The 23976-nt window shown below is 72.7% G+C and carries 18 protein-coding genes; 13 read left to right on the top strand and 5 right to left on the bottom strand.

What is annotated here, in order from left to right; translation table 11 throughout:
* Positions 1 to 19: 19 nt before the first annotated feature.
* Entirely contained in the window at positions 20 to 796 is a 777-nt protein-coding gene (locus HDG68_RS10815; protein WP_343037536.1) for an IclR family transcriptional regulator, read from the bottom strand.
* A 68-nt stretch (positions 797 to 864) separates the two neighbouring features.
* On the opposite strand from HDG68_RS10815, the gene eda reads away from it, so the two are divergent.
* From eda to HDG68_RS10800, 3 genes are all read left to right on the top strand, one after another.
* Positions 865 to 1503: a bifunctional 4-hydroxy-2-oxoglutarate aldolase/2-dehydro-3-deoxy-phosphogluconate aldolase gene (eda, locus tag HDG68_RS10810; RefSeq protein WP_172151969.1), complete on the top strand. Its 639-nt coding sequence runs from the start codon at positions 865 to 867 to the stop codon at positions 1501 to 1503.
* Position 1504: 1 nt separating this feature from the next.
* A complete protein-coding gene (locus HDG68_RS10805) occupies positions 1505 to 2611 on the top strand; it encodes a sugar kinase (RefSeq protein ID WP_172151967.1) in 1107 nt (368 codons plus the stop codon).
* A 145-nt stretch (positions 2612 to 2756) separates the two neighbouring features.
* On the top strand, positions 2757 to 3428 hold the full coding sequence (locus tag HDG68_RS10800) for a glycosyltransferase (protein WP_172151966.1): 672 nt from the start codon (positions 2757 to 2759) through the stop codon (positions 3426 to 3428).
* A 103-nt stretch (positions 3429 to 3531) separates the two neighbouring features.
* Here HDG68_RS10800 and uxaC read toward each other — a convergent pair whose 3' ends face one another.
* Entirely contained in the window at positions 3532 to 4950 is a 1419-nt protein-coding gene (gene uxaC, locus HDG68_RS10795; protein WP_172151965.1) for a glucuronate isomerase, read from the bottom strand.
* Between the two features lie 130 nt (positions 4951 to 5080).
* On the opposite strand from uxaC, the gene HDG68_RS10790 reads away from it, so the two are divergent.
* The 9 genes from HDG68_RS10790 to HDG68_RS10750 all read left to right on the top strand — a co-directional run bounded on the left by HDG68_RS10790 (position 5081) and on the right by HDG68_RS10750 (position 15017).
* Positions 5081 to 6100, top strand: coding sequence for a LacI family DNA-binding transcriptional regulator (locus HDG68_RS10790; protein ID WP_172151964.1), 1020 nt, complete (start codon positions 5081 to 5083; stop codon positions 6098 to 6100).
* A complete protein-coding gene (locus HDG68_RS10785) occupies positions 6097 to 7602 on the top strand; it encodes a mannitol dehydrogenase family protein (protein ID WP_172151963.1) in 1506 nt (501 codons plus the stop codon). The genes HDG68_RS10790 and HDG68_RS10785 overlap by 4 nt, the downstream gene beginning before the upstream one ends.
* Positions 7603 to 8204: 602 nt before the next feature.
* A complete protein-coding gene (locus HDG68_RS10780) occupies positions 8205 to 9512 on the top strand; it encodes an ABC transporter substrate-binding protein (RefSeq protein WP_172151962.1) in 1308 nt (435 codons plus the stop codon).
* Between the two features lie 65 nt (positions 9513 to 9577).
* Positions 9578 to 10582 (top strand): carbohydrate ABC transporter permease, encoded by a 1005-nt coding sequence (locus HDG68_RS10775; RefSeq protein WP_172151961.1) that lies wholly within the window; start codon positions 9578 to 9580, stop codon positions 10580 to 10582.
* Complete coding sequence (locus HDG68_RS10770; protein WP_172151960.1) at positions 10579 to 11496, top strand: carbohydrate ABC transporter permease; 918 nt, start codon at positions 10579 to 10581, stop codon at positions 11494 to 11496. Before HDG68_RS10775 ends, HDG68_RS10770 begins: the two co-directional genes overlap by 4 nt.
* Before the next feature lies 1 nt (position 11497).
* Complete coding sequence (locus HDG68_RS10765; protein ID WP_172151958.1) at positions 11498 to 12130, top strand: Poxvirus protein I5; 633 nt, start codon at positions 11498 to 11500, stop codon at positions 12128 to 12130.
* A gap of 18 nt (positions 12131 to 12148) precedes the next feature.
* Positions 12149 to 13285 carry a Gfo/Idh/MocA family protein gene (locus HDG68_RS10760; RefSeq protein WP_172151956.1) on the top strand — a complete coding sequence of 379 codons (1137 nt, stop codon included), beginning with the start codon at positions 12149 to 12151 and terminating at the stop codon, positions 13283 to 13285.
* Positions 13286 to 13287: 2 nt separating this feature from the next.
* Positions 13288 to 14292 (top strand): DUF6807 domain-containing protein, encoded by a 1005-nt coding sequence (locus tag HDG68_RS10755; RefSeq protein ID WP_172151953.1) that lies wholly within the window; start codon positions 13288 to 13290, stop codon positions 14290 to 14292.
* On the top strand, positions 14289 to 15017 hold the full coding sequence (locus HDG68_RS10750; protein ID WP_172151951.1) for a cupin domain-containing protein: 729 nt from the start codon (positions 14289 to 14291) through the stop codon (positions 15015 to 15017). Before HDG68_RS10755 ends, HDG68_RS10750 begins: the two co-directional genes overlap by 4 nt.
* Positions 15018 to 15052: 35 nt before the next feature.
* Here the strand turns inward: HDG68_RS10750 and HDG68_RS10745 are convergent, their stop codons facing one another.
* From HDG68_RS10745 to HDG68_RS10735, 3 genes are read right to left on the bottom strand one after another with little or no spacing between them, the layout of a single operon-like run.
* Entirely contained in the window at positions 15053 to 17107 is a 2055-nt protein-coding gene (locus tag HDG68_RS10745; RefSeq protein WP_172151948.1) for a beta-galactosidase, read from the bottom strand.
* 10 nt (positions 17108 to 17117) lie between these two features.
* Complete coding sequence (locus HDG68_RS10740) at positions 17118 to 19457, bottom strand: hypothetical protein (protein ID WP_216648324.1); 2340 nt, start codon at positions 19455 to 19457, stop codon at positions 17118 to 17120.
* Positions 19458 to 19489: 32 nt separating this feature from the next.
* Entirely contained in the window at positions 19490 to 21556 is a 2067-nt protein-coding gene (locus tag HDG68_RS10735) for a beta-galactosidase (protein ID WP_172151944.1), read from the bottom strand.
* 262 nt (positions 21557 to 21818) lie between these two features.
* Here HDG68_RS10735 and HDG68_RS10730 point away from each other — a divergent pair, with 262 nt between their 5' ends.
* Positions 21819 to 23966, top strand: coding sequence for an LPXTG cell wall anchor domain-containing protein (locus HDG68_RS10730; protein WP_172151942.1), 2148 nt, complete (start codon positions 21819 to 21821; stop codon positions 23964 to 23966).
* The last annotated feature ends 10 nt before the right edge of the window (positions 23967 to 23976 follow it).

Genomic DNA, 23976 nt, shown 5'->3' with positions numbered 1-23976 from the left:
TCGCGCCGGGTGGGGCGCTTCAGCGGGCCGTGGGTCGGGCGACCGTGAGGCCCGGCGGCAGGTGCCGGGGGAGCACCTCGGTCAGGGCCGTGGTCCGGGCGTCGTGGGCGGGGCCGGTCATCCGTTCGACGGGTGCCGTGATGGACACGGCGGCGACGGGGCGTCCGGCACGCAGCACAGCGACGGCGGCGCACGCGATGCCCGGCTCGTTCTCCTCGGTCTCGGTGGCGATCCCGGTGCGGTGCGCCGCGGCGAGCGCCTCGCGGAGCCGGTCGGCGGTGGTGGTCTCGACCAGGTACGCGGCGAACGCCTCGTGCGGTACGTCCGTGCCGTCGTCGGACCGGAGCGGCCCGGCGGCCAGCAGGGCCCGGCCGAGCGCGGTGGTGGAGGCGGGGCGTCGCCGTCCGACGGCGGACCACACGCGCACGGGGCGCTGCGGTTCGATCTTGTCGAGGTAGACGACCTCGCGGCCGGCGAGCACGCCGAGGTGGACGAGCTCGTCGACCTCGGAGCGCAGCGCCTCGAGGGCGGGGCGCAGCAGGGCGGGCAGGTTCTCCTCGGCGAGGTAGCTGCTGCCCAGGGCGAGGATCGCGGGGCCGAGCCGGTAGACGCCGTCGTCGGTCTGCTCGGCGTACCCGCGGTGGCGCAGGGCCGCGAGGGTGCGGTGCAGGGTCGACTTGTTGGCGCCGACCTCGGCGGCGAGCTCGGCGAGCGAGGCGCCGGTGGCACCGGCGTGCCCGAGGGCGTCGAGCGTGAGCAGGGCCTTGTCGACGCTGCCGAGGGGGCTGGGATCCACGGGGTCCGTCCTGTAGAGTGCGTTTCGCGGTGAACAACAGGCGTTCACCATAGCGAAACGGAGTGAGCGTGTCATCCCCCACCGTCCTGGACACCCTGGCGCAGCACCGGCTCGTACCCGTCGTCGTCGTCGACGGCGCCGATCAGGGCCTCGGGCTCGCCGACGCCCTGATCGCCGGCGGCCTGCCCGTCGCCGAGATCACCCTGCGCACCGCCGGCGGCCTCGACGCCATCCGCGCCGTCGCCGCCGAACGGCCCGACGTCGTCGTCGGCGCCGGCACCGTCACCACCGCCGCGCAGGTCGACGACGTCGTCGGCGCCGGAGCCCGCTACATCGTCTCGCCCGGCCTCTCCCGCGCCGTCGTCGAACGCGCCCAGGAGCACGGCGTGCCCGTGCTGCCCGGCGTCGCCACCGCCACCGACGTCATGACCGCGCTCGACCTCGGCGTCGAGACCGTCAAGCTCTTCCCCGCCTCCGTCGTCGGCGGACCCGCCGCCCTCAAGGCCCTCGCCGCGCCGTTCCCCGGCGTGCGGTTCGTGCCCACCGGCGGCGTCAGCGCCGACAACCTGCCCGACTACCTCGCCCTCAAGCCTGTGCTCGCCGTCGGCGGCTCCTGGATGGTCGCCAAGGGCCTCGTCGACGCCGGCGACTGGGCCGAGATCACCCGCCGCACCACCGAAGCCGTCGACCTCACCAAGGAGAGCTGACATGGCCAACGCCTCCCTGACCACCCGCCCCGCCGCCGAGTCCCGCTACGACGTCGTCGCCCTCGGCGAGGTCATGCTGCGGTTCGACCCGCGCGACCGCCGCGTGCGCACCACCCGCACCTTCGACGTCTGGGAGGGCGGCGGCGAGTACAACGTCGCCCGCGGGCTGCGCCGCTGCTTCGGTCTCCGCGGCGCCATCGTCACCGCGCTCGCGGACAACGAGGTCGGCCGGCTCGTCGAGGACTGCATGCTCACCGGCGGCCTCGACACCTCGTGGGTGCAGTGGCGCGACTACGACGGCATCGGCCGCGAGGTGCGCAACGGTCTGAACTTCACCGAGCGTGGCTTCGGCGTCCGCGGCGCGATCGGCACCAGCGACCGCGGGCACACCGCCATCTCCCAGATGCGGCCCGACGACGTCGACTGGGACGCGTTGTTCTCCTCCGGCGTGCGGTGGCTGCACACCGGCGGCATCTTCGCCGCGCTGTCCGAGTCCGCCGCCGAGGTCGCCGAGGCCGCGATGTCCGCCGCCCGTCGCCACGGCGTCGTCGTCTCCTACGACCTCAACTACCGGCCCTCCCTGTGGAAGGGCATCGGCGGCGTCGAGCGCGCCCGAGAGGTCAACCGCCGCCTCGCCCAGCACGTCGACGTCATGATCGGCAACGAGGAGGACTTCACCGCCTCCCTCGGGTTCGAGGTCGAGGGCGTCGACGAGGACCTCACCGACCTGGACACCGCCGCCTTCCGGACCATGATCAAGACCGCCGCGGCCGAGTACCCCAACTTCCAGGTCATCGCCACCACCCTGCGCGGCGTGAAGTCCGCGTCGGTGAACGACTGGGGCGCCATCGCGTGGTCGCGCGAGGAGGGCTTCGTCGAGGCCACCCACCGTGCCGACCTCGAGATCTACGACCGCGTCGGCGGCGGCGACTCGTTCGCCTCGGGGCTGGCCTACGGGCTCATGGAGCTCGGCTCGCTGCAGGAGGCCGTGGAGTACGGTGCCGCGCACGGCGCCCTGGCCATGACGACGCCCGGCGACACGACGACCGCCTCGCTGGCCGAGGTCGCCAAGCTCGCCTCGGGCGGCAGCGCCCGCGTCCAGCGCTGAGGTAGGCAACCTTCCCGCGAGGTAGGCGACCCGGCCGCGCGACGTCGTCGGCCGTTCGCCTACCTCGCGTTGGGTTGGCCCACCTCGCGGGGACGTCGCCTTCCCTCGCGGTAGGTGGGGCCGCGACGTCGGTACGGTGGGCCCCGTGACCACACCAGACCGTCCCGCCGCGCATCCCGACGACACCGCGCCCGCCGTACGGCTGCTCGTCGTCGGGGTGCTCCTCGCGCTCACCGTGTCGCCCAGCGTGCTCCTGGCCGGGTTCCTCGGGACCGGTGCGGCCGCGGCGGCGCTGTCCGTGCTGGGGCTGGTCTTCGTCGGCCCGGCGTTCGCCGCGGCGTCGTGGGCGCTGGGCGACAAGGCCCGCGACGACGGTCTCGGCCCGGTCGCGGCGTTCGGTCGGGGATACCGGCTGAACGTCGCCGACGTCCTGAAGCTCTGGGTCCCCGGGCTGCTCCTGCTCGCGGTGCTGACCTTCACGATCGTCGACGCCGCGGGCCGGGCGCCGGCGTGGGTGGTCGGCTTCGCGATCGGCGCTGCCGTGCTCGTGCTGCTCTGGCTGGTCCAGGCCACGGTGATCGCGTCGTTCTTCACGTTCCGCGGTCGGGACACGGCCAAGCTCGGCCTGTACTTCCTCGGGAGGCTGCCGCGGTCGACGCTGGTGGTGCTGGTCGCGATCATCGTGGCGGCAGCCGTGGGGTGGCTGATGTCGCCGGCGCTGCTCGCCCTGCTCGGCGTGCTGTGGGTCGCCGTGGTGCTGCGGGCGGACCGTCCCGTGCTGGCCGAGGTGCGCCAGCGCTTCGTCGAGTCGGACTGAGCCCTCCGCCCGTTCTGCCGACGTCGGTAGTTCGCCCCGAGGTCGGCAGTCCGAACTGCCGATCCCACGACGAACTACCGACGTCGGCAGAACGATGGCGGTGCTACGGCTTCGGGTAGGACTCCAGCGCCGACCGGTAGGCGAGGTCGCCGGCGACCTCGACGGCCTCGTCGAGCTCCAGGCGGTGCTCGGCCACCAGGCGGGCCAGGTAGCCCGCGTCGATGCGGCGCGCGAGGTCGTGCCGGGCCGGGATGGAGCAGAACGCCCGGGTGTCGTCCACGAACCCGCTCATGTTGGAGAACCCGGCCGTCTCCGTGGCCGCCTCGCGGAACCGGCGCATCGCGTCGGGAGCGTCGAGGAACCACCACGGCGCACCGAGCTTCATCGCCGGGTACACGCCGGCCAGCGGGGCGAGCTCGCGGGAGTAGACGTCCTCGTCGACGGTGAACACGATGAACCGGAAGTCCGGGTCGTGGCCGAACGCGTCGAGCACGGGCTGCAGCGACCGCGTGAACTCGGTGACCGCGGGGATGTCGTACCCCTTGTCGGGCCCGAACGCGGCGAACGGCGCCGACGCGTGGTTGCGCAGCACGCCCGGGTGCAGCTGCATGACGAGCCCGTCCTCGGTCGACATGCGCGCCATCTCGAACAGCATGTGGCCGCTGAACGCCTGGGCCTCGGCCGCGGTGACCGTGCCCGCCAGCGCGGCGTCGAAGATCCGCCGGGCCTCGCCGTCGTCCAGGGGTGTGGTGTCCGCCCACAGGTGTCCGTGGTCGGTGGCGCGGGCACCCGCTTCGACGAAGCGCCGTCGCTGGACGCGCAGCGCCTCGAGGTAGCTCGCGTAGGAGTCGACGTCGACGTCCGCGGCGCGGGCGAGCAGGGCGATCTCGTCCCGCCAGGTGTCGCGGTCGACGTGCAGCAGCGGGTCGGGACGGAAGGTCGGCAGGACGCGTTCGCCGAAGCCGTCCTTGGCGAGGCGGGTGTGGTCCTCCAGCGACGCCCAGGCGGGGTCGGTGGTGGCGATGACCTCGATGTCGAACGTGTCGAGCAGCGCGCGCGGCCGGAAGGCCGGGTCGGCGATCCGTGCGGCGACCTGGTCGTAGATCGCGTCGGCGGTCTCGGCGGACGGCTTGGCGGTGACGCCGAAGATCTCGACGAACGCGTGCTCGAGCCAGTAGCGGGTCGGGGTCCCTCGGAAGTGCTTCCATCCGGCGCAGAACCGGCGCCAGATCTCGCGCGGGTCGGTCTCCACCGCCTCGTCGGGCGTGGACCCGACGCCGAGCCGCGGCAGGGTCTCGCCCTGGGAGACGAGCATGCGGGTCAGGTAGTGGTCGGGGACCACGAAGAGCTGTGCGGGGTCCCCGAACGAGGAGTCCTGAGCGAACCACTCGACGGGGACGTGCCCGTGCATGGAGACGATCGGCAGGCTCCGGGTGGCGCCGTAGATCTCGCGGGCGATCTCCCGGGTGGTCGGGTCGGCCGGCAGTGCCCGGTCGGGGTGCAGGGTCCAGGGCTCGCTCACCGCGGCCTCCTCGTCGTGGTGTGGATGACAACGTTTGCAGCATAGTGTCACGCGGTGAGAGAGCGCCACCCGATCGAGGCGTTAGGCTTGGCTTGCGTCATCCTGCAAACGTTCCCAAAGGTGGAGTGCAATGGTCACGGTGCACGACGTCGCCCGCGCGGCCGGCGTCTCCATCTCGACGGTCTCGCGCGCCCTGGCTGCGCCCGACCGTGTCGCCCCGCACACGCGAGAACGGGTGCGTGCCGCCGCCGACGAGCTCGGCTACCGTCCCAACCGCGCCGCGTCGGTGCTGCGGGCCGGCCGGACCGGCGCCTACGGGCTCGTCGTCCCGGACCTCGCCAACCCCTACTTCGCGGCGGTCGCCAAGGGAGCCCAGGCGCGCGCCCGCGAGCGCGGCGCCGGGTTGTTCGTCGTGGACACCGAGGAGAACCCCGACCTCGAGGCCGAGGTCCTGACCTCGCTCGCCCCGCAGACCGACGGGGTCGTGCTCTGCTCGCCGCGCGCCGTCGACCGGGCGCTCGCCGTGCTGGGCGAGCGGCCCGTCGTGCTGGTCAATCACGAGGCCGACGGCGTCCCCGCCGTCGAGACCGACCACGCGGCGGGCATGCGACGCGCGCTGGAGCACCTGCGTGCCCTCGGTCACCGCCGGATCGCCTACGTCGGCGGGCCGGAGAGCTCGTGGAGCGACCGCCGTCGTCGTGCCGGCCTCGCCGCCGCCGCGTACGACGACGTCGACGTGGTCGCGCTGGGTGCCTTCCGCCCGCAGGTCGAGGGCGGGCAGGCCGCCGCGGACCTCGTCGTCGCCAGCGGTGCGACCGCCGTCATCACCTTCAACGACCTCGTCGCCGTCGGTCTCGTCGGGCGGTTGCGCGCCCGCGGGCTCGACGTGCCCGGCGACCTGTCCGTCGTCGGCTGCGACGACTCCTACGTCGCCTCGCTCGTCACTCCCGCGCTCACCACGCTGCGGGTCGACCTGCGCGCCATGGGTCGTGCCGCCGTCGACCTGCTCGTGGCCGACGACGGCGTCACCGCGGCGCCGCTGGACGTCGACCTGGTCGTGCGCTCGTCCACCGCGCCGCCCACCCCTGCTCCCGCGGCGGCCGCGACCGCCGCCCCGACCGAGACGCTCGTCCCTGGAGGAACCCCGTGACCGACCGCCTGCACCGCGACCATCTGCCCACGAGCGTCGACGCGCCCGTCACCCCGGAGTCCGTCGGGATCGTCCATCTCGGCATCGGTGCGTTCCACCGGGCGCACCAGGCCGTCTACACCGAGCAGGCCGCACGGGCCACGGGAGACCGCCGGTGGGGGATCCTCGGGGTGACCCAGCGCTCGGCGTCGGTCCGGGACCAGCTCCGGCCGCAGGGCGGCGTCTACTCGGTGCTCACCGCCGGGGCCCGGGACAGCTCGGTGGACCTGGTCGGAGCCGTGCTCGACGTCGCCTGGCCGGCCGAGGAGACGGAGCGCGTCCTCGCGACGATCGCGGCGCCGACCACGCACCTGGTCACCCTCACCGTCACGGAGAAGGGCTACTGCCGTACCGGCTCCGGCGAGCTCGACCTCGACCGGGTGCGCCCGGACCTCGACGCGCTCGCGGCCGAGCAGGGGACCGGGGCTCCCGGCGAGACGGTCGCCGCAGGCAGTGCGATCGGGGTCCTCGTGCGCGGGCTCGCGGCCCGGTACCGGGCCGCCTGCGAGGCGGGTGAAGCGTTGCCGTTGACGGTTCTGACCTGCGACAACATGGTCGACAACGGCCACGTCCTGGAGGGTCTGGTGCGGTCCGCGCTGGACGCGGCGCTGCCGCAGGACACCGCGCTGCGGGCCTGGCTCGACGCGCACGTCACGTTCCCCTGTTCGATGGTGGACCGCATCGTCCCGGCCACGACACCGGAGCAGCGCGACGCCGTCGAAGGCGAGCTGGGCGTGCGGGACGAAGGGCTCGTCGTCGGAGAGCCGTTCTCCCAGTGGGTGATCGAGGACCGGTTCGCCGGACCCCGACCGGCCTGGGAGCAGGCGGGTGCGACGCTCACCGACGACGTGTCCGTGTGGGAGCGTGCCAAGCTCCGGCTGCTCAACGGCACCCACTCGCTGCTGGCCTATGCGGGCCGGTTGGCCGGTCACGTGACGATGGCCGAGGCCGTCGAGGACCCGGCGATCCGCGCGCGCGCCCGCCGGCTGCTGTTCGACGACGCGCTGCCGACGCTCACGCCGCCCGACGGCGCCGACCTCGACGCGTACGGGGAGTCGCTGCTCGAGAGGTTCGCCAACCCGGCGACGGGACACACCACGCTGCAGGTGTCGATGGACGGCACCCAGAAGATCCCGTACCGCTGGGGTGACACGATCGCCGAGCGGCTGGCGGCGGGATCGGTGCCGCATGGTGCCGCGTACGCCCTGGCATGCTGGTCCGAGGTCGTGCGCCGGGAGGCGGTGGCCGGGCGCGCCGTCGACGACCCGCGCGGGGACGAGCTGCAGCGGGTCGTGGCCACGGTGGGCGGCGGGTCGGCGGAGGCCGCGGCGCCGGCCGACGTCGCTCGTGCCCTGACCGCCCTGCCGGGACTGCTGCCGAAGGGCGTCGGGATGGATCCGGCCCTGCTCGACGCCGTCGCTGCGGAGGTCGCTGAGCTGGCGGGGGTGCCGGCCGCCGGCTGACGCTCCCCGGTGTGGGCCGTCGCCGGATGACTTCTGGTCAGCCGGCGGTGCCTGCCGCCGACACCCCCGCCGACCCGCCCGCCGACACCCCGGCCGATACCCCCGCTGACCTCCGCCGACCCGCCCGCCGCCGACACCCCCCGCCGCCGACACCCCCCGCCGCGAGGTCGTACCTCCCGTCGCGCGGTCGTACCCGGGGAGTACGACCGCGCGACGGGAGGTACGACCTCGCGATGTCTTGGTGCCGGTCCGGGTGCGGCAGCGGGGCAGCGTGGCGGGGCACTCGGGGGATACCCGGGGTGCCCCGGCGACTGTGAATGCGCCCGGGAGGTCACGAACCGGTATCGATGCGGTGGGCGGTGGCGACCTCGACGGCGCCCGGGTATGACGCGGCTCACGTAGTCTCTGACCGTTGTGAACGCTCACAGCCGCCACCCGGGTCCGAGGGTGCCGTGAGCAGCGATGTTGCCGGATCGTGATGAAGCGCTTTCCAAGGGGGCTTGACCGCTCACCGGAGACCTGTATTGTATCGTTTCAAGTCGACGACACCTGAGGCTGCCACAGGGGGCACCTCCGTCGACAGACCGAGCAAGGAGGCTCCGATGAGGATCACGCGCAAGGCCGCAGGTGCGGCTGCCGCGACCGCTGCTGTCGCTCTCGTGCTGACCGCGTGCAGCGGCGGCGGCGACGACTCCGCCGAGGGTGGCGAGGAGGGTGGCGACGTCACCCTGACCGTCGCCTGGTGGGGCAACGACGACCGTGCCGCCCGGTACGAGGAGTCGATCGACCTCTTCGAGGAGGCGAACCCCGGCATCACCGTCCAGACCCAGTTCCAGGACTGGGAGAACTACTGGACGGCCCGCAACACGGAGGCGGCCGGCCAGTCGCTGCCCGACGTGTTCCAGATGGACCTGTCCTACCTGCGCCAGTACGGCGGGACCGGCCAGCTCGCCGACCTGTCCGAGTACACCGGCAGCCAGATCGACACCTCCGGGTTCGAGGAGGCGCTGCTGTCCTCCGGCACCATCGAGGGCGCGCAGTACGGCATCCCGACCTCGCAGAACACGCTCGCGCTGTTCTACAACCAGGACGTGCTCGACACGATCGGCGTCGACCCGCTCGAGCCGGGGTACACCTGGGACGACTTCAACGCCTTCATCGCCGAGGCCTCCGAGGCCGGCGCCGGCGAGGACCCGGCCATCTACGGCTCGGGTGACTACACCGGCACCTTCTGGTTCTTCCTGCAGTGGTACCTGCAGCAGGGTGAGCAGCCCTTCACCGAGGACGGCCAGCTCAACTTCGACGAGGCCGCCGTCACCGAGTTCCTCAACCTGGCCTCCGAGCTGCGCGAGGCCGGTCAGCTCTACCCGACCGAGCGCGCCGTGCAACTCGCTCCGCTGGGCGGGTTCACCTCGAACGAGGCCGCGGCGGAGGCGAGCTGGGACAACTTCCTGGCCGGCTACATCTCCGACTCCGGCACCGAGAACATCCACATGCTGCCGATGCCGTCGGGCGACAACGGCCCGCAGCAGTTCTGGAAGCCGTCGATGCTGCTCTCGTCGAGCGCCAACTCCGAGCACCCGGAGGAGGCTGCCGAGCTGATCAGCTTCCTGGTCAACGACCCGCAGGTCGGCGAGATCTTCGGTACCTCGAAGGGCGTGCCCGCCGTGGCCGCCCAGCGTGACGCCATGAACGTCGAGGAGGGATCGGTCGACGCCACCGTGCTCGAGTACGAGGAGTCCGTCGCCGCGGACGTCACCGAGTCGGCACCGCTGCCGGTCGAGGGCTTCGGTTCCATCGAGGCCGAGTGGATGCGCCTGGCCGAGGAGCTCGGCTACGGCAACATCACGGTCGACGAGTTCGTCGAGCAGTGGTTCGCCTTCGCCAACGACGCCGTCGGCCAGTCCTGACGCTCCCCACGTAGCGTGCGGCCCCGTGAGGCATCGCGGGGCCGCACGCACCGGAGGTTCCCCCCATGGCTTCAATCGATCCCGGCGCACCAGTCGCCGTACCCGGGCAGCCGGCACCCGCGCAGCACCTGCAGCGGACCGACGCCGAGACTCCGCTCCCCTCGCCGCGGCCGGCGAAGAGGAAGTACAAGCGCGAGGACATCCGCTCGGGCTACCTGTTCCTGTCCCCGTGGATCATCGGGTTCGTCGGCCTAACGGCCTTCCCGATGATCGCCTCGCTCTACCTGGCGTTCACGGACTACGACCTGTTCACCTCGCCGCAGTGGGTGGGGTTCGACAACTTCGTCGACCTGTTCAACGACCCGCGGTTCATCCAGTCGGCCCAGGTCACGGCCGGCTACGTCCTGCTCGGTACGCCGATCAAGCTCGGTGCGGCGCTCGCCGTGGCGATGCTGCTGAACATGAAGCACCGTGGGCAGGGTGCCTACCGGTCGATCTTCTACGCGCCGTCGCTGATCGGCGCCTCGGTGTCCATCGCCATCGTGTGGAAGGCGATGTTCATCGACGACGGCATCGTCGACCGCGTCCAGCAGTCGGTCGGCATCGACATCGGCGGCTGGGTGGGTAACCCGGCGTTCTCGCTGCCGATGCTGATCCTGCTCGGGGTGTGGGGCTTCGGTGCCCCGATGGTGATCTTCCTGGCCGGCCTGAAGCAGATCCCGGCCGAGCTGTACGAGGCCGCCGAGTGCGACGGCGCCGGCCCGGTGCGCAAGTTCTGGAACATCACGCTCCCGATGCTGAGCCCGGTGCTGTTCTTCAACCTGCTCCTCGAGACGATCGCCGCCTTCCAGGTCTTCAGCTCCGCCTACATCATCTCCGGCGGGACCGGTGGTCCGGCGGGCTCGACCATGTTCTACACGCTGTACCTGTACCTGCGCGGATTCCAGGACTTCCAGATGGGTTACGCCTCGGCGATGGCCTGGGTCCTGGTCTCCGTCATCGCGGTGATCACCGTGATCCTGTTCCGCTCGTCCAAGGGATGGGTCCACTACACGGGAGACGAACGATGACGACTCTCACCGAATCTCCGGCCCCCCAGACGCCTCCCGTCGATCACGAGGCCCTGGCCCGCCGCGCCGCGGCCCGCAACAAGCGCCGCGTCAAGTCGGTGATCTTCCATGCGGTGGCCGTGGGCGCGACGATCGTGGTGCTCTACCCGGCCGCGTGGATGCTGTTCGCCTCGATGAAGCCGAACTCCGACATCATCGGCAACACGCAGCTCATCCCCGACGTGTGGACCGCCGAGCACTACACCACCGCCCTGAGCGGCATCGGCGGAGTGTCCTTCTGGACGTTCTTCAACAACTCGCTGCTGCTGGCGGTTCTGTCCGTCGTCGGCACGGTGCTGTCCTCGACGGTCGCGGCGTACGCGTTCGCCCGGATCGACTTCCCCGGACGTGGGCCGCTCTTCGCGGTCATGATCGGCACGCTGCTGCTGCCGTTCCACGTCACGATCATCCCGCAGTACATCTTGTTCAACAATCTCGGCATGGTGAACACGTACTACCCGCTGCTGCTGCCGAAGTTCCTGGCGGCCGAGGCGTTCTTCGTGTTCCTCATGATCCAGTTCATCCGTGGTATCCCGCGGTCGCTGGACGAGGCCGCCCGCATCGACGGGTGCGGTCACGGACGCATCTTCTTCCGTATCATCCTGCCGCTGATGCGTCCGGCGATCGTGACCAGCTCGATCTTCACGTTCATCTGGTCGTGGAACGACTTCCTCGGCCCGCTGCTCTACCTGAAGGACCCGGCCCTGTACACGATGCCGATCGCGCTGCGCCAGTACGTCGACCAGACGTCCGTCTCGGACTACGGTGCACAGATGGCCATGGCCGTCCTCGCGCTGCTGCCCGTGATGATCTTCTTCGTCGTGTTCCAGCGCTTCCTCATCAACGGCGTCGCCACGCAGGGCATCAAGGGCTGACATGGCACGCCGCGACGCTCGGGCCCCCCGGTCATCCGGCCGTGGGGGCCCGAGCTCCTTCTACCGCACCGTCCAGCTCTTCGGCGAGGTGGCGCTGATCGGCGTCTACGTCGCGGTGGGCAGCCTGCTGCTGGTCACTCTCGTGCCGTCGCTCGCCGCGGGCGTCGCCGCACTGCGCCGTGACGTCGTCGGGGGTGACACCCGGTCCTCGCGCTTCTGGCGCGAGTGGGTCGCCGCGACCCGGTCGCTGTGGCCGCTCGGGCTGGCGGTCGTCGCCCTCGCGCTGCTCCTGCTCGGTGACTGGCAGCTCGCCACGTCGGGTGTGCTGCCCGGCGGCGAGATCGTCGCGATCGTCGTGGCGCTCTTCGCCGCCGTGGCGATCGTCGTCGTGCTGCGGGCCGCCGGCGCCTGGTCCGACGACGACGGCGAGCCCGTCCGGGCCGTCACCACACGGTCGGCGCTGTCGCGCGGCAGCGACCTCGCGGCCGAGGACCTGTACGGGTCCGGCCTTCTTCTGGGTGCCGTCCTGATGACGGCCGTCCTGGTGTGGATGCTGGTTCCGCTGGTCATCGTCGTCGGCGGGCTGCTCGTCCTGGCCGTGGTGGGCGTCGAGATCCGCCGCCGCACCGTCTGACACACGAAAGCGAGTTCCATGAAGGTCGCCATCCTGGGCACCGGGGCGATCGCCCACCATCACGCCGACGCCGTGCACGCCCTGGCGCAGCAGCCGGGCCTCGAGCAGGTCGAGCTCGTCGCCGCCGTCGACATCGACGCCGCGCGCGCGGAGGAGTTCGCCACCCGGCACTCCGCGCCCCGCCACGGCACCGACCTGCAGGCACTGCTGGACGACGGCGACGTCGACGTCCTGCACATCTGCACCCCGCCGTCGCTGCACCTGGAGCAGGCCCGCGCCGCGCTGGCCGCCGGGGTGCACGTCGTCGTCGAGAAGCCGGCCGTGCTGTCGCTGGAGCAGATCGACGCCCTGGCCGAGGCCGAGCGCGCCTCGACCGCGACGGTCACCCAGATCGTGCAGCACCGGTTCGGCCCCGGGGCGCTGCGCCTGCGCCGGATGCTTGCCGACGGCACGCTGGGACGTCCGCTCGTGGCGACCTGCGACACGATGTGGTTCCGGCCCCCGGAGTACTTCGAGGTGCCGTGGCGCGGCCGGTTCGACACCGAGGGCGGCGGGCCCACGATGGGGCACGGCATCCACCAGTTCGACCTGATGCTGTCGATCCTGGGCGACTGGTCCGAGGTGCGGGCGATGGCGGGCCGGCTGGCCCGCCACGTCGACACCGAGGACGTCTCGATGGCGATGGTGCGCCTCCAGTCCGGGGCGATGGCCAGCATCACGAACTCGCTGCTGTCCCCGCGCCAGACCTCGTCGCTACGGTTCGACACCGAGCGCGCCACCGTCGAGCTGCACCACCTGTACGGCTACGACGACGAGCACTGGACGGTGACACCGGCCCCCGGGCACGAGGACGTCACCCGGCTCTGGGCCGACGACGTCGTCGCCACCCGCGGCACCGCCGTCGATGAGGGCCGGTCGGGTCACCTGGGCCAGCTCGTGCCCACCTACCGGGCGCTGGTGGCCGGGGAGGCCCCGCCCGCGGCGATCGCCGACGTCCGCGGATCTCTCGAGCTGGCGGCCGCGATCTACCGCTCGGCGTTCACGGGATCTCCGGTGTCCCGCGGGGAGATCTGTCCCGGAGACCCGTTCTACGCCAGTATGGGCGGTACGGGGGCACCGTGGCCCCCGGTCAAGGACACCGGCGAAGGGTTATGAACATGGCGGTCACGTTGAACTCCGACGGCGCGGCGATGACAGGGCAGCGCGACGGGGTCGACCTGTTCACCTATGTCTACCGTCCCGCCGATGTCCCCTACGAGAGCCCGCGCCCGTACCTGCACCCGCTGCGGACCCGCAGCGGTGCGGTCGTCAGCGAGTACCGGCCGTGGGACCACGTGTGGCACAAGGGCATCGCCTGGTCCCTGCCGCACGTGGGTCCGTGGAACTTCTGGGGCGGGCCCAACTACGTGCACGCCGAGGGCGGGTATGTCGACCTGCACAACGACGGATCGATGGAGCACGAGCAGTTCACGGCGCTGGGGCCGTGCGGCTTCGTGGAGGACCTGGCCTGGCGGACGCCTCCGGCCGACGACGGCACGCCGGGTGACGTCGTCGTGCGCGAGGAGCGCACGGTGCAGGTCGTGGTGCCCGACGACGACGCGACGTCCTGGGTGCTGACGTTCCGGTCGGTCATGACCAACGTGTCGGACCGCCCGCTCGACCTGGGCAGCCCGACCACGAACGGCCGGGAGAACGCCGGCTACGGGGGTCTGTTCTGGCGCGGTCCGCGCTCGTTCACCGGCGGCCAGGTGCTGGTGGCGGGCGACGACGGGTCCGCCGCGCCCGCCGATGCCGAGGACGTCCGCGGGGTGCGCGCGCCGTGGCTCGGGTTCGTCGGGCGGCACGACGGCGCCGCGCCCGGGCCGGAGGGCGGCTCGCGCGAGTCGACGGTCCTCATGGTCGACCCGGGCACCAACCCCGGGGGCGTCCCGCAGTGGTTCGTGCGGTCGGTGCCGTTCGCGTGCCTGTGCCCGGCACCGTTCTTCAGCGAGGAGGTCGGGTTCGCCCCGGGGCAGACCCTGACCTTCGAGTACGGCGTGGTGGTGGCGGACGGCGCCTCGGACGGCGACCGCGCGGCGCGGCTGGCGGCGACGGGTCGCCGGGTGCTGGCCGGCGAGAGCGTGGTCGAGGCGGGGCACGTGGAACCGGTCGCCGGTCGATGACGGGTCCGCTGTTCCCGGGCGGGACCTCCGTCAGCCACCTGCGGGTCTACGACTGGCCGGCCGACGACGCGCCCCATGGCAGCGGCTCGCCGCACCTGCACACCACGTCCACCGAGGCGTACGTGACGCTCGGCGGGCGCGGTCGCGTCGAGACGGTGGGACCGGACGGGTTTGCGGTGCACGAGCTCGAGCCCGGCCGGATCGTCTGGTTCACTCCCGGCGTCGTCCACCGCGCGGTGAACCTCGGCGGCCTCGAGGTGCTGGTCGTCATGTCCAACGCGGGGCTGCCGGAGGCCGGGGACGCCGTGCTGACCTACCCACCCGACGTGCTCGCCGACGTCGAGCGCTACGCGGCCGCGACCACGCTGCCGCGGCTCGACGACGGTGCCACCGACGCCGAGGTCGCCGCGGCCGCGAGAGATCGCCGGGACCTGGCGCTGGAGGGTTACGCCGCGCTGCGGACCGCCGTCGAGCAGCACGGTCCGGACGCCCTGGACGGGCTGCACGACGCCGCGGCCCGGCTGGTCGCGCCCCGGACCGCGGGCTGGCGGGAGACCTGGGAGTCGTCGGTGGTGCAGGCCGCAGGTCAGACGGACGCGGCGCTGGAGGCGCTGGCGGACGCGTCCGCGGTGACGCTCGGCGACGGCGCGGTCGCGACGGCGGACGCCCACGTCGGACCGCGCCGCTACGGGATGTGCGGGCGGCTGCAGACCTGGCCGCTCTAGGCCTTCACTGAGCGCTCCGATCATGCCCACAGCGGTCAGGGGTGGGGGTGCGGCCGGGTCAGCACGGCGACCCCGCGAGGAGCCAGCTCCAGCACGTCCCCGGCACCGAACCCGCGACCGGTCAGCAGGTCGGTCCCGTCGGCGTCGAGCGTGACCGACCGTGCCGCCGCCGCATGGTTGAGCAGGAACCGGTACCGCAGCCCGGACACCACCCTCTCGGTCACCTCGACCCCGTTCGGCGCGTCCGCCACGGGCCGGACACCGGCGTCGTCCACGAACCGCCCGACCAGGTGGTCCAAGGCGGCCTCGTCGAGCCGGGTGCCCAGGTAGACGGCCCGGCCGGCGCCCCGCACGTGGGAGACGACGGCAGGACTCCCGGCCAGGTCGCCGTCGGCGTAGGTCGCCTCGGCGGTGCCGCCCTCGAGCACGAGGTCGTCCTGCCACCGCGCGGCCGACGCCCCGCCTGGGGCGCCGTCGAGCAGACCGCCGGGCGCGACGTCCAGGCCGAGCGTGACGCCGTCGGGCAGCGCGGACAGGTCGCGCACGTGCGCGCCGACGACCGGTCGCAGGCCGGGTGCGTACCCCGGCAGATGGACGCGGTCGTGGGCGTCGACGATCCCGGAGAAGCACCCCACCAGCAGGTGCCCGCCGCCGTCCACGAACGCCGCGAGGGCGGCGGCCTGCGCGTCGGACAGCACGTACTGGTGCGGGACGGCGACGGCGCGGTAGCCGGTCAGGTCGTCGTCGAGGGAGACGACGTCCACCGCGACGTTCCGGCGCCACAGCGCCGTGTAGTGCTCCAGGACCGTGGCCTGGTACTCGTCCCGGTTCACGGGCAGCGCGGGACCGCGCAACGCCCACCAGCTCTCCCAGTCGAAGGCGATCGCCACCTCGGCGTCGGTCCGCCCGCCGACGACCGGCCGGGCACGGCCGAGCTCCTGCCCCAGCTCCCGCACCTCGCGCCAGCCGCGCGTCGCGGTCCCGCCGTGCGGGAGCATCGCCGAGTGGAAGCGCTCGTGGCCGGCCCGGGCCGCGCGCCACTGGAAGAACATGACCGCGTCCGCGCCGTGACCCACCGCCTGCCACGAGTCGAGACGCATCCGCCCCGGCGGCTTGGTCACGTTGACCTCCCACTGGCTCACCGCACCGGCGGCCTGCTCCAGCAGCAGCCACGGGGCGCCGTCGCCGAGGGAACGCATCAGGTCGCCGTGGAACGCGGCGGTCACGTGCGAGCCGTCGCGGGCCGGGTCCGGGTAGGAGTCGAAGGCGACGACGTCGACCTCGCGGGCCCAGCGGCGGTAGTCGTGCAGCGGGACCAGCCCGAAGAAGTTCGTCGTGACCGGGACCTGCGGCGTCACGGCCCGCAGCAGGTCGCGCTCGGCGGTGAACAGGTCCAGCTGGGTGTCGGAGGTGAACCGCGCGAAGTCGAGCTCGCGCGCCGGGTTCACCGGGTTCGTGCCCAAGCGGGTCGGCCGCGGGAGGTGCACCTGCGACCAAGCGGAGTACCCCTGGCTCCACACCGCCGTCTGCCACGCCTCGTTCAACGCGTCCAGGCTCCCGTACCGGGTCCGCAGCCACGTCACGAACGCGGCGTCGCAGCCGTCGCAGAAGCACTGGGCGTGGTACTCGTTGCCGACGTGCCACATCGCCAGCGCCGGGTGGCCGCCGTACCGCTCCGCGAGGCGCTGCGCGAGGCGCCGGCTGCGGTCGACGTACGCGGGCGCCGTCGGGCAGAAGTGGCCGCGCAGGCCGACTCCCGCGCGCATCCCGTCCCGGTGCGTCATGAGCGTGGCGGGGTGGTCCTCGGCGAGCCACGGCGGGGGCGAGGCGTTGGGCGTGGCCAGGTCGACGGCGATCCCCGCCTCGGCGAGCAGGTCCATGACCTCGTCCAGCCAGCCGAACCGGAAGTCGCCGTCCGCGGGCTCCAGCGAGGACCACGAGAACACCCCGACGCTGACGAGGTTCACCCCCGCCTCGCGCATCAGCGCGACGTCCTCGCGCCACACCTGACGCGGCCACTGCTCCGGGTTGTAGTCCCCGCCGAACACCAGGTGCGGCAGGCGCTCGCGGAACGACTCGTACGGTGTCATCGGTGCTCCCTCATCGGTGGTGCCGGGGCCGCAGGGTGACCGGCCCGATCAGCCCCGACGGGCTGCCGGCACCCTCGTAGTAGTTCGCCGCGCTGTTGCTGACCAGCACCTCGAGCCGGTGCTCGCCGGCGTCGAGCACCGGCAGGTCGACCTCGTACGGTGCCGAGAGCGCGTGGCCCACGACGACGCCGTCGACCAGCACCGTCGCGGCCCCGCCGACGTCCCCCAGGTCGATCGTGCGTGCGGCAGCGGTCGGCGTGAACGTCGTCGCGTAGCGGTAGGTGCCCGCGAACCGGCGCAGCACCGGATGCTGCGTCCAGTCGCCGAGCCCCAGCACGGGTGCCTCCGCGGCAGCGTCGCCGGGTGCGTCCTGGATCTCGTCCAGGTCGCAGATCGCTCGCTCCAGGACCCCGGTCCAGCCCGACAGCTCGACGGGATCGCCCCCGGCGCGCGGACCGTCCGGCGGGTGCCCGTCCTCGACGGGGCCGCTGCGTGTCACCAGCGCCAGGGTCTGCCGGGGCCGCAGACGCAGGTCGACCCGGCCGTCGCTCGCGACCGACACCGGGTGCCGCCGGTCCGTGAACGGGTCCCACCAGCACGGTTCGGCCGGGACGTGCGGGACCCGGACCCTCGTGGCCACCGGCTCCTCGCCCTCGTGGAAGAACACCGTGCCCCGGTCGTCCCCCAGCACCACGGCGCGGAGGTCAGGCGCCGCCGGGACGCAGTTTACCGCCGGCCGACCCAGCTCCTCCAGACGATGCCGGACCGCCGCGGCGTCCGGCACGCCGTCGGCCGGATCCACCACCACGTCGTACCCCGCGCCGTCGACCGTGTACCCGAAGTCCACCTGGCCCTGGAGCAACGCCCGCACCACACCGCCCGACGGCGCCGCGTCCGGCGGGCACAGCACCCCCACCGACCAGACCGGCGGGTGCGCCGCCATCAGCTCGGCCACCCGGCGCACGTACGCCACCAGCGGCGGCAGGTGCGGCCACCACGAGTTGTGCACGCCCAGGTCCGGCTCGCTCTCGAACGCCCGGCCGCCGCGCACCGAGGCGAAGAACGCGTGGAACACCGGCACCGTCACCCCGCGCGACAGGTACCAGTCCAGCAGCCAGCGTGCCTCGTCCAGGTCCAGCCGCCACCCGTACGCCCCCAGCACCTCCGTCAGCGCGGGTGCGCCGCGCCGCCGTGCCGCGCTCGCCGCCACCTTCGCGGCCGTGGACTCGGGGCCCTCCAGGGCCGTCGGACCGGGCAGCACCCACCGCCAGACCGTGTCCTGGCCCGGCCAGTCCAGCAGACCGGTCGTGGCGAGGTCGTCCGGTTCGGCCGGGTGCCCGGTCAGCGCGATGCCGTGGCGTGCGCACCAGGCGGCGAGCGCACCGTAGTAGACGCGGGCGAGCCGGTCGCGGACCACGTCGGCCCACGTCCGCGCGAACCCGCTGGCGGCCGGGTCGGTGCCGCCCGGGCGCGTGCCGTCGTCGTCCCACAGGGTCGGCAGACGGCGCAGCACGTCGTCGCGGTCGGTGCCCAGGGCGCTCGCGGCCTCGTCCTCCAGCCCTCGCGTGTACGGGCGGGCGTGCGGGCGGTGCCCGCGGCCGAGCAGGAACGGCTCGTCGGTGAACATCGCCACGACGGTGGAGCCGAGGTGGTCGTCGAGCGCCGCGGCGTAGGCGTCGTGGGTGAGCTCGACGAACGCCGCCACCGCGGCCGGGTCCAGCAGGTCCGCGGCGGGCGGGGCGAGGGCCGAACCGTCGTCCTCCTCGGCGTGCGCGCCGCGGATCGTGCCGCCGCTGGCCGCGTCGTACACCGCGGTCACCTGCCAGGTGCCGGGTGCCAGGTCGAGGAGCACGACGCCGGGGGCGCGCACCGGCAGCAGGCGGGCGCCGTCGTCGGCCGGGACGCCGTCGTGCACACGGCGGGCGACGACCGCCAGCAGCCGGGCGTCCAGGTCCCGGCCCAGTGCGGGGCGCCAGTACCCGGGCACGGCCGCGGCGCCGTCGTCGTTCCCGGGTACGACGACGTCACGCACCACGGGCACGAGGCACCGGGCCGCGTGGCCCGGGTCGCGGGCGACGACGGCGCCGTTCGCCGAGCCGGACGGGTAGGACGCCTCGTCGTAGAGCATCACCGCCAGGCCGAGGCGCGCGCACTCGTCCACGGCGACGCGCACCAGCCGCAGGTACTCGTCCGTGAGGTAGCCGACCCGGCGGCTCAGGCCGACGCGGGCGCTGAGCGTCACCCCGACGAACCCGGCGCCCGCCAGCTCGCGGAGCCGGTCCACCACCGCCGCGTCGTCAAGGTCGTCGTTCCAGAAGACGAAGGCGTACGGCCCGACCGGGCCGCTCACGACGTCGTGAGCATGCACGGGATCCTCCGGGATCAGGCGGTGGTGCGCAGCACCCGGACGGCTCCGGCGGGGACGTCGAGCCACCCGTCGACGGCGCTCCCCGTGAGCAGCTCGGTGCCCGGCGGCGTGTCCAGAGCGGCAGCCTCGTCGGTGTGGTTGATCGCGAACAGCCAGCTCGTCGCGCCGTCGTCGGCGTGGCGCCGGACGACCTCGACGCCTGCCGGGGCCACGACCTCGGGCACCACGCCGGACTCCTCGACCAGACGACCCACGAGCGCGTCCAGCCCGTCGCGTCGCAACCGGGTGCCCACGTACCAGGCGGCGCCCGAGCCGACGTAGCGGCGGGTGACCGCCGGACGCCCGGCCAGCGGACCGTCGTCGTACGTGGCGGTGACCTCGGTGCCGTCGGCGACGTGCGTCTTCTCGCCCCACAGGTCGGCGCTCGCCTCGCCGTCGACGGCCTTGCCGACCACGCGCACGGACTCGCCCTCCTGCAGCGGGGTGAACTCCTCGGTCCGCACGCCCAGCAGGTCGCGGAAAGCGCCGGGGTAGCCGCCGAGGCGTACCTGGTCGTTCTCGTCGACGATGCCGGAGAAGAACGTCACCACGACCGTGGCCCCGCGCTCGGCCGCGGCCGCGACGTTCTCCGCACCCTCGTCGTCGACCAGGTACAGGGTGGGCACGACGATCAGGTCGTAGCCGTCGAGGTCGGCGCGCGGGGTGACCGTGTCGACCGTGACGCCGCGGCTCCACAGCGCGGCGTACCAGGCCCGGACCTCGTCCATGTAGCGCAGGTCCTGCGTGGGGTGGGAGTCCAGCTCGGCCGCCCACCACGCCGGGTAGTCCACCAGGAGCGCGGCGCGGGAGGTGACGCGGGAGCCGCGGACCTCGCCGAGCCGGCGCAGCGCGTCGCCGAGCTCGACCGTGTTCCGCCAGACGTCGGTGTCGGTGCCGGCGTGCGGCAGCATCGCCGAGTGGTACTTCTCGGCGCCCGCCTTCGACTGGCGCCACTGGAAGTACATGACGGCGTCGGCCCCGCGGGCGACGTGCTGGAGCGAGTTGCGCAGCATCTCGCCGGGGAGCTTGGCGCGGTTGCGGGGCTGCCAGTTCACGGCCGACGTCGAGTGCTCCATGAGCATCCACGGCTCGCCGCCTGCGACACCGCGCGACAGGTCTGCCGACAGGGCGAGCTCGACGTGCCGGTCGGGGTCGGCGGCAATCGTGTAGTGGTCGTTGGCGACGACGTCGAGGTCGTCCGCCCACGAGAAGTAGTCCATGCCCTTGGTGGTCGACGTGGTCATGAGGTTCGTCGTCGTGGGCACGTGCGGCGTGAGCTCGCGCAGGGTGTCGCGCAGGTCCCGGTAGTAGTCGAGGAGCGCGTCCGAGCTGAACCGGTCGAAGTCGAGCTGCTGGGTGGGGTTGGAGAACATGGGGGCGACCAGCGGTGGCAGCACGTCCTCGAACGTGGCGTACCGCTGGGACCAGAAGGCGGTGCCCCAGGCCTCGTTGAGCCGCTCGATCGTGCCGTAGCGCTCGGCGAGCCAGACGCGGAACGCGGCCGCCGCGGCGTCGGAGTAGTCGCGCGGGACGTGGCAGCCGATCTCGTTGTCCACGTGCCACAGCGCCAGCGCCGGGTGGTCGCCGTAGCGCTCGGCCATGCGGGCGGTCATGCGCAGCGCGTACTCGCGGTGCAGCGGGTGCGTGACCGAGTACGACTGGCGGGCGCCCTGATGCAGCACCGTGCCGTCCGCCAGACGGGGCAGGATCTCCGGGTGCTTGCGGGTCAGCCACGGCGGCGGCGACGCGGTCGCGGTGGCCAGGGCGACCTGGATGCCGGCGGCGTGGAGGCGGTCCATGGTCTCGTCGAGCCAGGTCCAGTCCAGCTCGCCCTCACGGGGCTCGATCGTGGCCCAGGCGAAGATCGCGACCGACAGCACGTTGACCCCGGCCTCGCGCAGGAGGCGCAGGTCCTCGACACGGACCTCGTCGGGCCACTGCTCGGGGTTGTAGTCCCCGCCGTAGCCGAGACCGTCGATCTGCGCGTTCCAGGGGCGGACGGCGGTCGGGTCGAAGAGGGGCGGGGTGGTGCGTCGTCGCATGCGGAACAGTGTCGCATGAACCGATTCAAAACCGGAAACGTGGTTGTTGCGACGGGTGAAATTCGATCACGTTTGCATCACGGTGTCCGTGATGTCTCTGATCGACCTGCGTGCACGATCGTTGACCTGATGCCGTTCTCGCTAGCACGGTTGCCCGTGGCTCGCATCCTGAGGGTGAAATCTGGTCGCCACCTGGACCGACGACTCCTCTAGGCTTCCCGCGGCCACCCGAATCCTTCCGTGTGAGAGCGAGTCCGCACCCATGACCCTCACCCGCCTCCGAGCCCCGCTGGCGATGCTCGCCGCGCTCGCGCTCCTGATGCTCGGTGCCGTCGTCGGCGTGCCCGGAGCCGTCGCGCAGCCCGGCGCGATGGCGGTCCCTACCGGCAACGGCCAACAGGTCTGCCCGGAAGGCAACGACAACGACTCCGGCGGCGTGTGGCGCAAGATCGACAGCGACGAGATCGGCGACCACGCGACGTCGACCGACGGCGACGGCGAGGCCCTCCAGGTCGAGGTCGACGCCTTGGCCGGGCAGTACATCGTGCAGTTCTGCGTCAAGGCCGGCCAGACGGTCGAGATCGTGGACGTCGACCCGGGCGTGACGACCCTGAGCATCGACGCCCCGGACGACGAGTCGGGCAAGGTCCACGCGATCAGCCACGTCTCGGTCCGCGAGGTTCCCTACCTCGCCCCGACGTGCGAAGGGCTGGAGCACCCGGACGGCGGTCTGTCCGCCGGGGAGCACGTGAACATCGAGGTCCAGAACCTTCTCGACGGCACGACGCAAAAGTTCAACTTCCACGCGGACTCCGACGAGGAGTACGCCGGAGTCACGCACTTCGATCCGACCGATCACCCGGACTGGCCGGGTTGGACGGACTACGCGATCGTCTGGATCCAGGTCAACGCGCTGAACTATCACTGGAAGGGCTTCGTCGAGTGCGGCGAGCTCCCGGCAGAGGTCTCGCCGGTGGTCGAGGTGACCCAGGCGCAGTGCGAGGCGCAGCCCGGCGTCGTCCTCGGGCAGACGATCGTGAGCACCGCGGGCATCGCGGTCCACGGGGCGGTCGGCGCCGAGGTCGTGGTGAAGGACGCCGCGGGCGAGGTGGTCGTCGGCGATGACCTGCTCGATCTGGACGCCGGTGCCTACACCGTGACCGTGACTCTCGGTGCGGACCAGGAGTTCGGCGAGCTGGGCGACGGCTGGACCGCGGAAGGGGGCGTCGCGACGTTCACCGCCGTGATCGACGAGCTCGAGGACTGCTGGGAACTCGTGGTGGTCGAGCCGGCCGTCTCGGTGACCGACGTGTGTGGCCTGACCGACGACACCGTCACGGGCGTGCCCACGGTCGGTGTGAGCTACTCCGTGCCGGAGCTCGAGACTCCTGAGACGTGGACCATCGTCGCGACCGCGGTCGAGGGTTACGTCTTCGATGACGAGAAGACCACCCGGACCTTCACCGGCACGTTCGAGGACCAGCAGTGCCCGGAACCGAGTCCGTCGCCGTCGGTGGAGCCGAGCCCGTCTCCGTCTCCGTCGGAGGACCCGACGCCGGAGCCCAGCCCGTCCCCGTCCGACGAGCCCACGGAGGAGCCGTCGCCGGAGCCCTCGGAGGACCCGACCCCGACCCCGACGCCGTCCCCGTCCGACGAGCCCTCGCTGGAGCCGAGCCCGTCTCCGTCTCCGTCGGAGGACCCGACGCCGGGGCCCAGCCCGTCCCCGTCCGACGAGCCCACGGAGGAGCCGTCGCCGGAGCCCTCGGAGGACCCGACCCCGACGCCGACCGAGACCCCCGAGCCGACGAAGGCCTCCCTCGACGGCTCCGTCGCGGTGGGCGAGTGCGTGGCCGACGCCCCGTGGATCGCCTACGAGATCGAGCTCGAGGACCCGGACGGCCAGGCCGTCCCCGACGAGAACGGCCAGTACCCGGCCTACCTGGTGCTGACCGACGGGACGAACGAGGCGACGATCTCCCTCGGTGTGCTCGGCGAGGACGGCACGTTGTCCGGCCGGGCGCTCTGGCCGGGTGCCTCGGTGGCCGACGACGGTGTGACGGCGACGGGGTGGCCGGGCTGGACCCAGGACGCCGAGGGGCGCTGGGTCGAGACCGACGAGAACTACGCCTGGACGCGCGGCGACGTCGACGCGACGCTCGTGGTCAACCCGGACATCGCGGTCGCCCTCGACTACCCGGACGCGACGCCGGAGTGCGCGAACCCGCCGGCCGAGCCGGAGCCCGGCCAGGGCGGCGTGGACCCGATCGTCGACGACGAGCCGACGCCCGCGGCCCAGCCGACCTCGCCGGCGCTGCCGCAGACGGGTTCGGACGTCGCGCTGTTCGCGATCGGTGCGCTGCTGCTCATCGGTGCCGGTGGAGCGTTCCTCTGGCTGCGTCGTCGGGCCTGACCGGCTGACG

It is taken from the genome of Isoptericola chiayiensis (assembly GCF_013149805.1).
In the GTDB taxonomy this organism is placed as follows: Bacteria; Actinomycetota; Actinomycetes; order Actinomycetales; family Cellulomonadaceae; genus Isoptericola; species Isoptericola chiayiensis.
The sequence above is the reverse complement of the archived record's forward strand: the minus strand, read 5'-3'. Positions and strand labels throughout refer to the sequence as shown.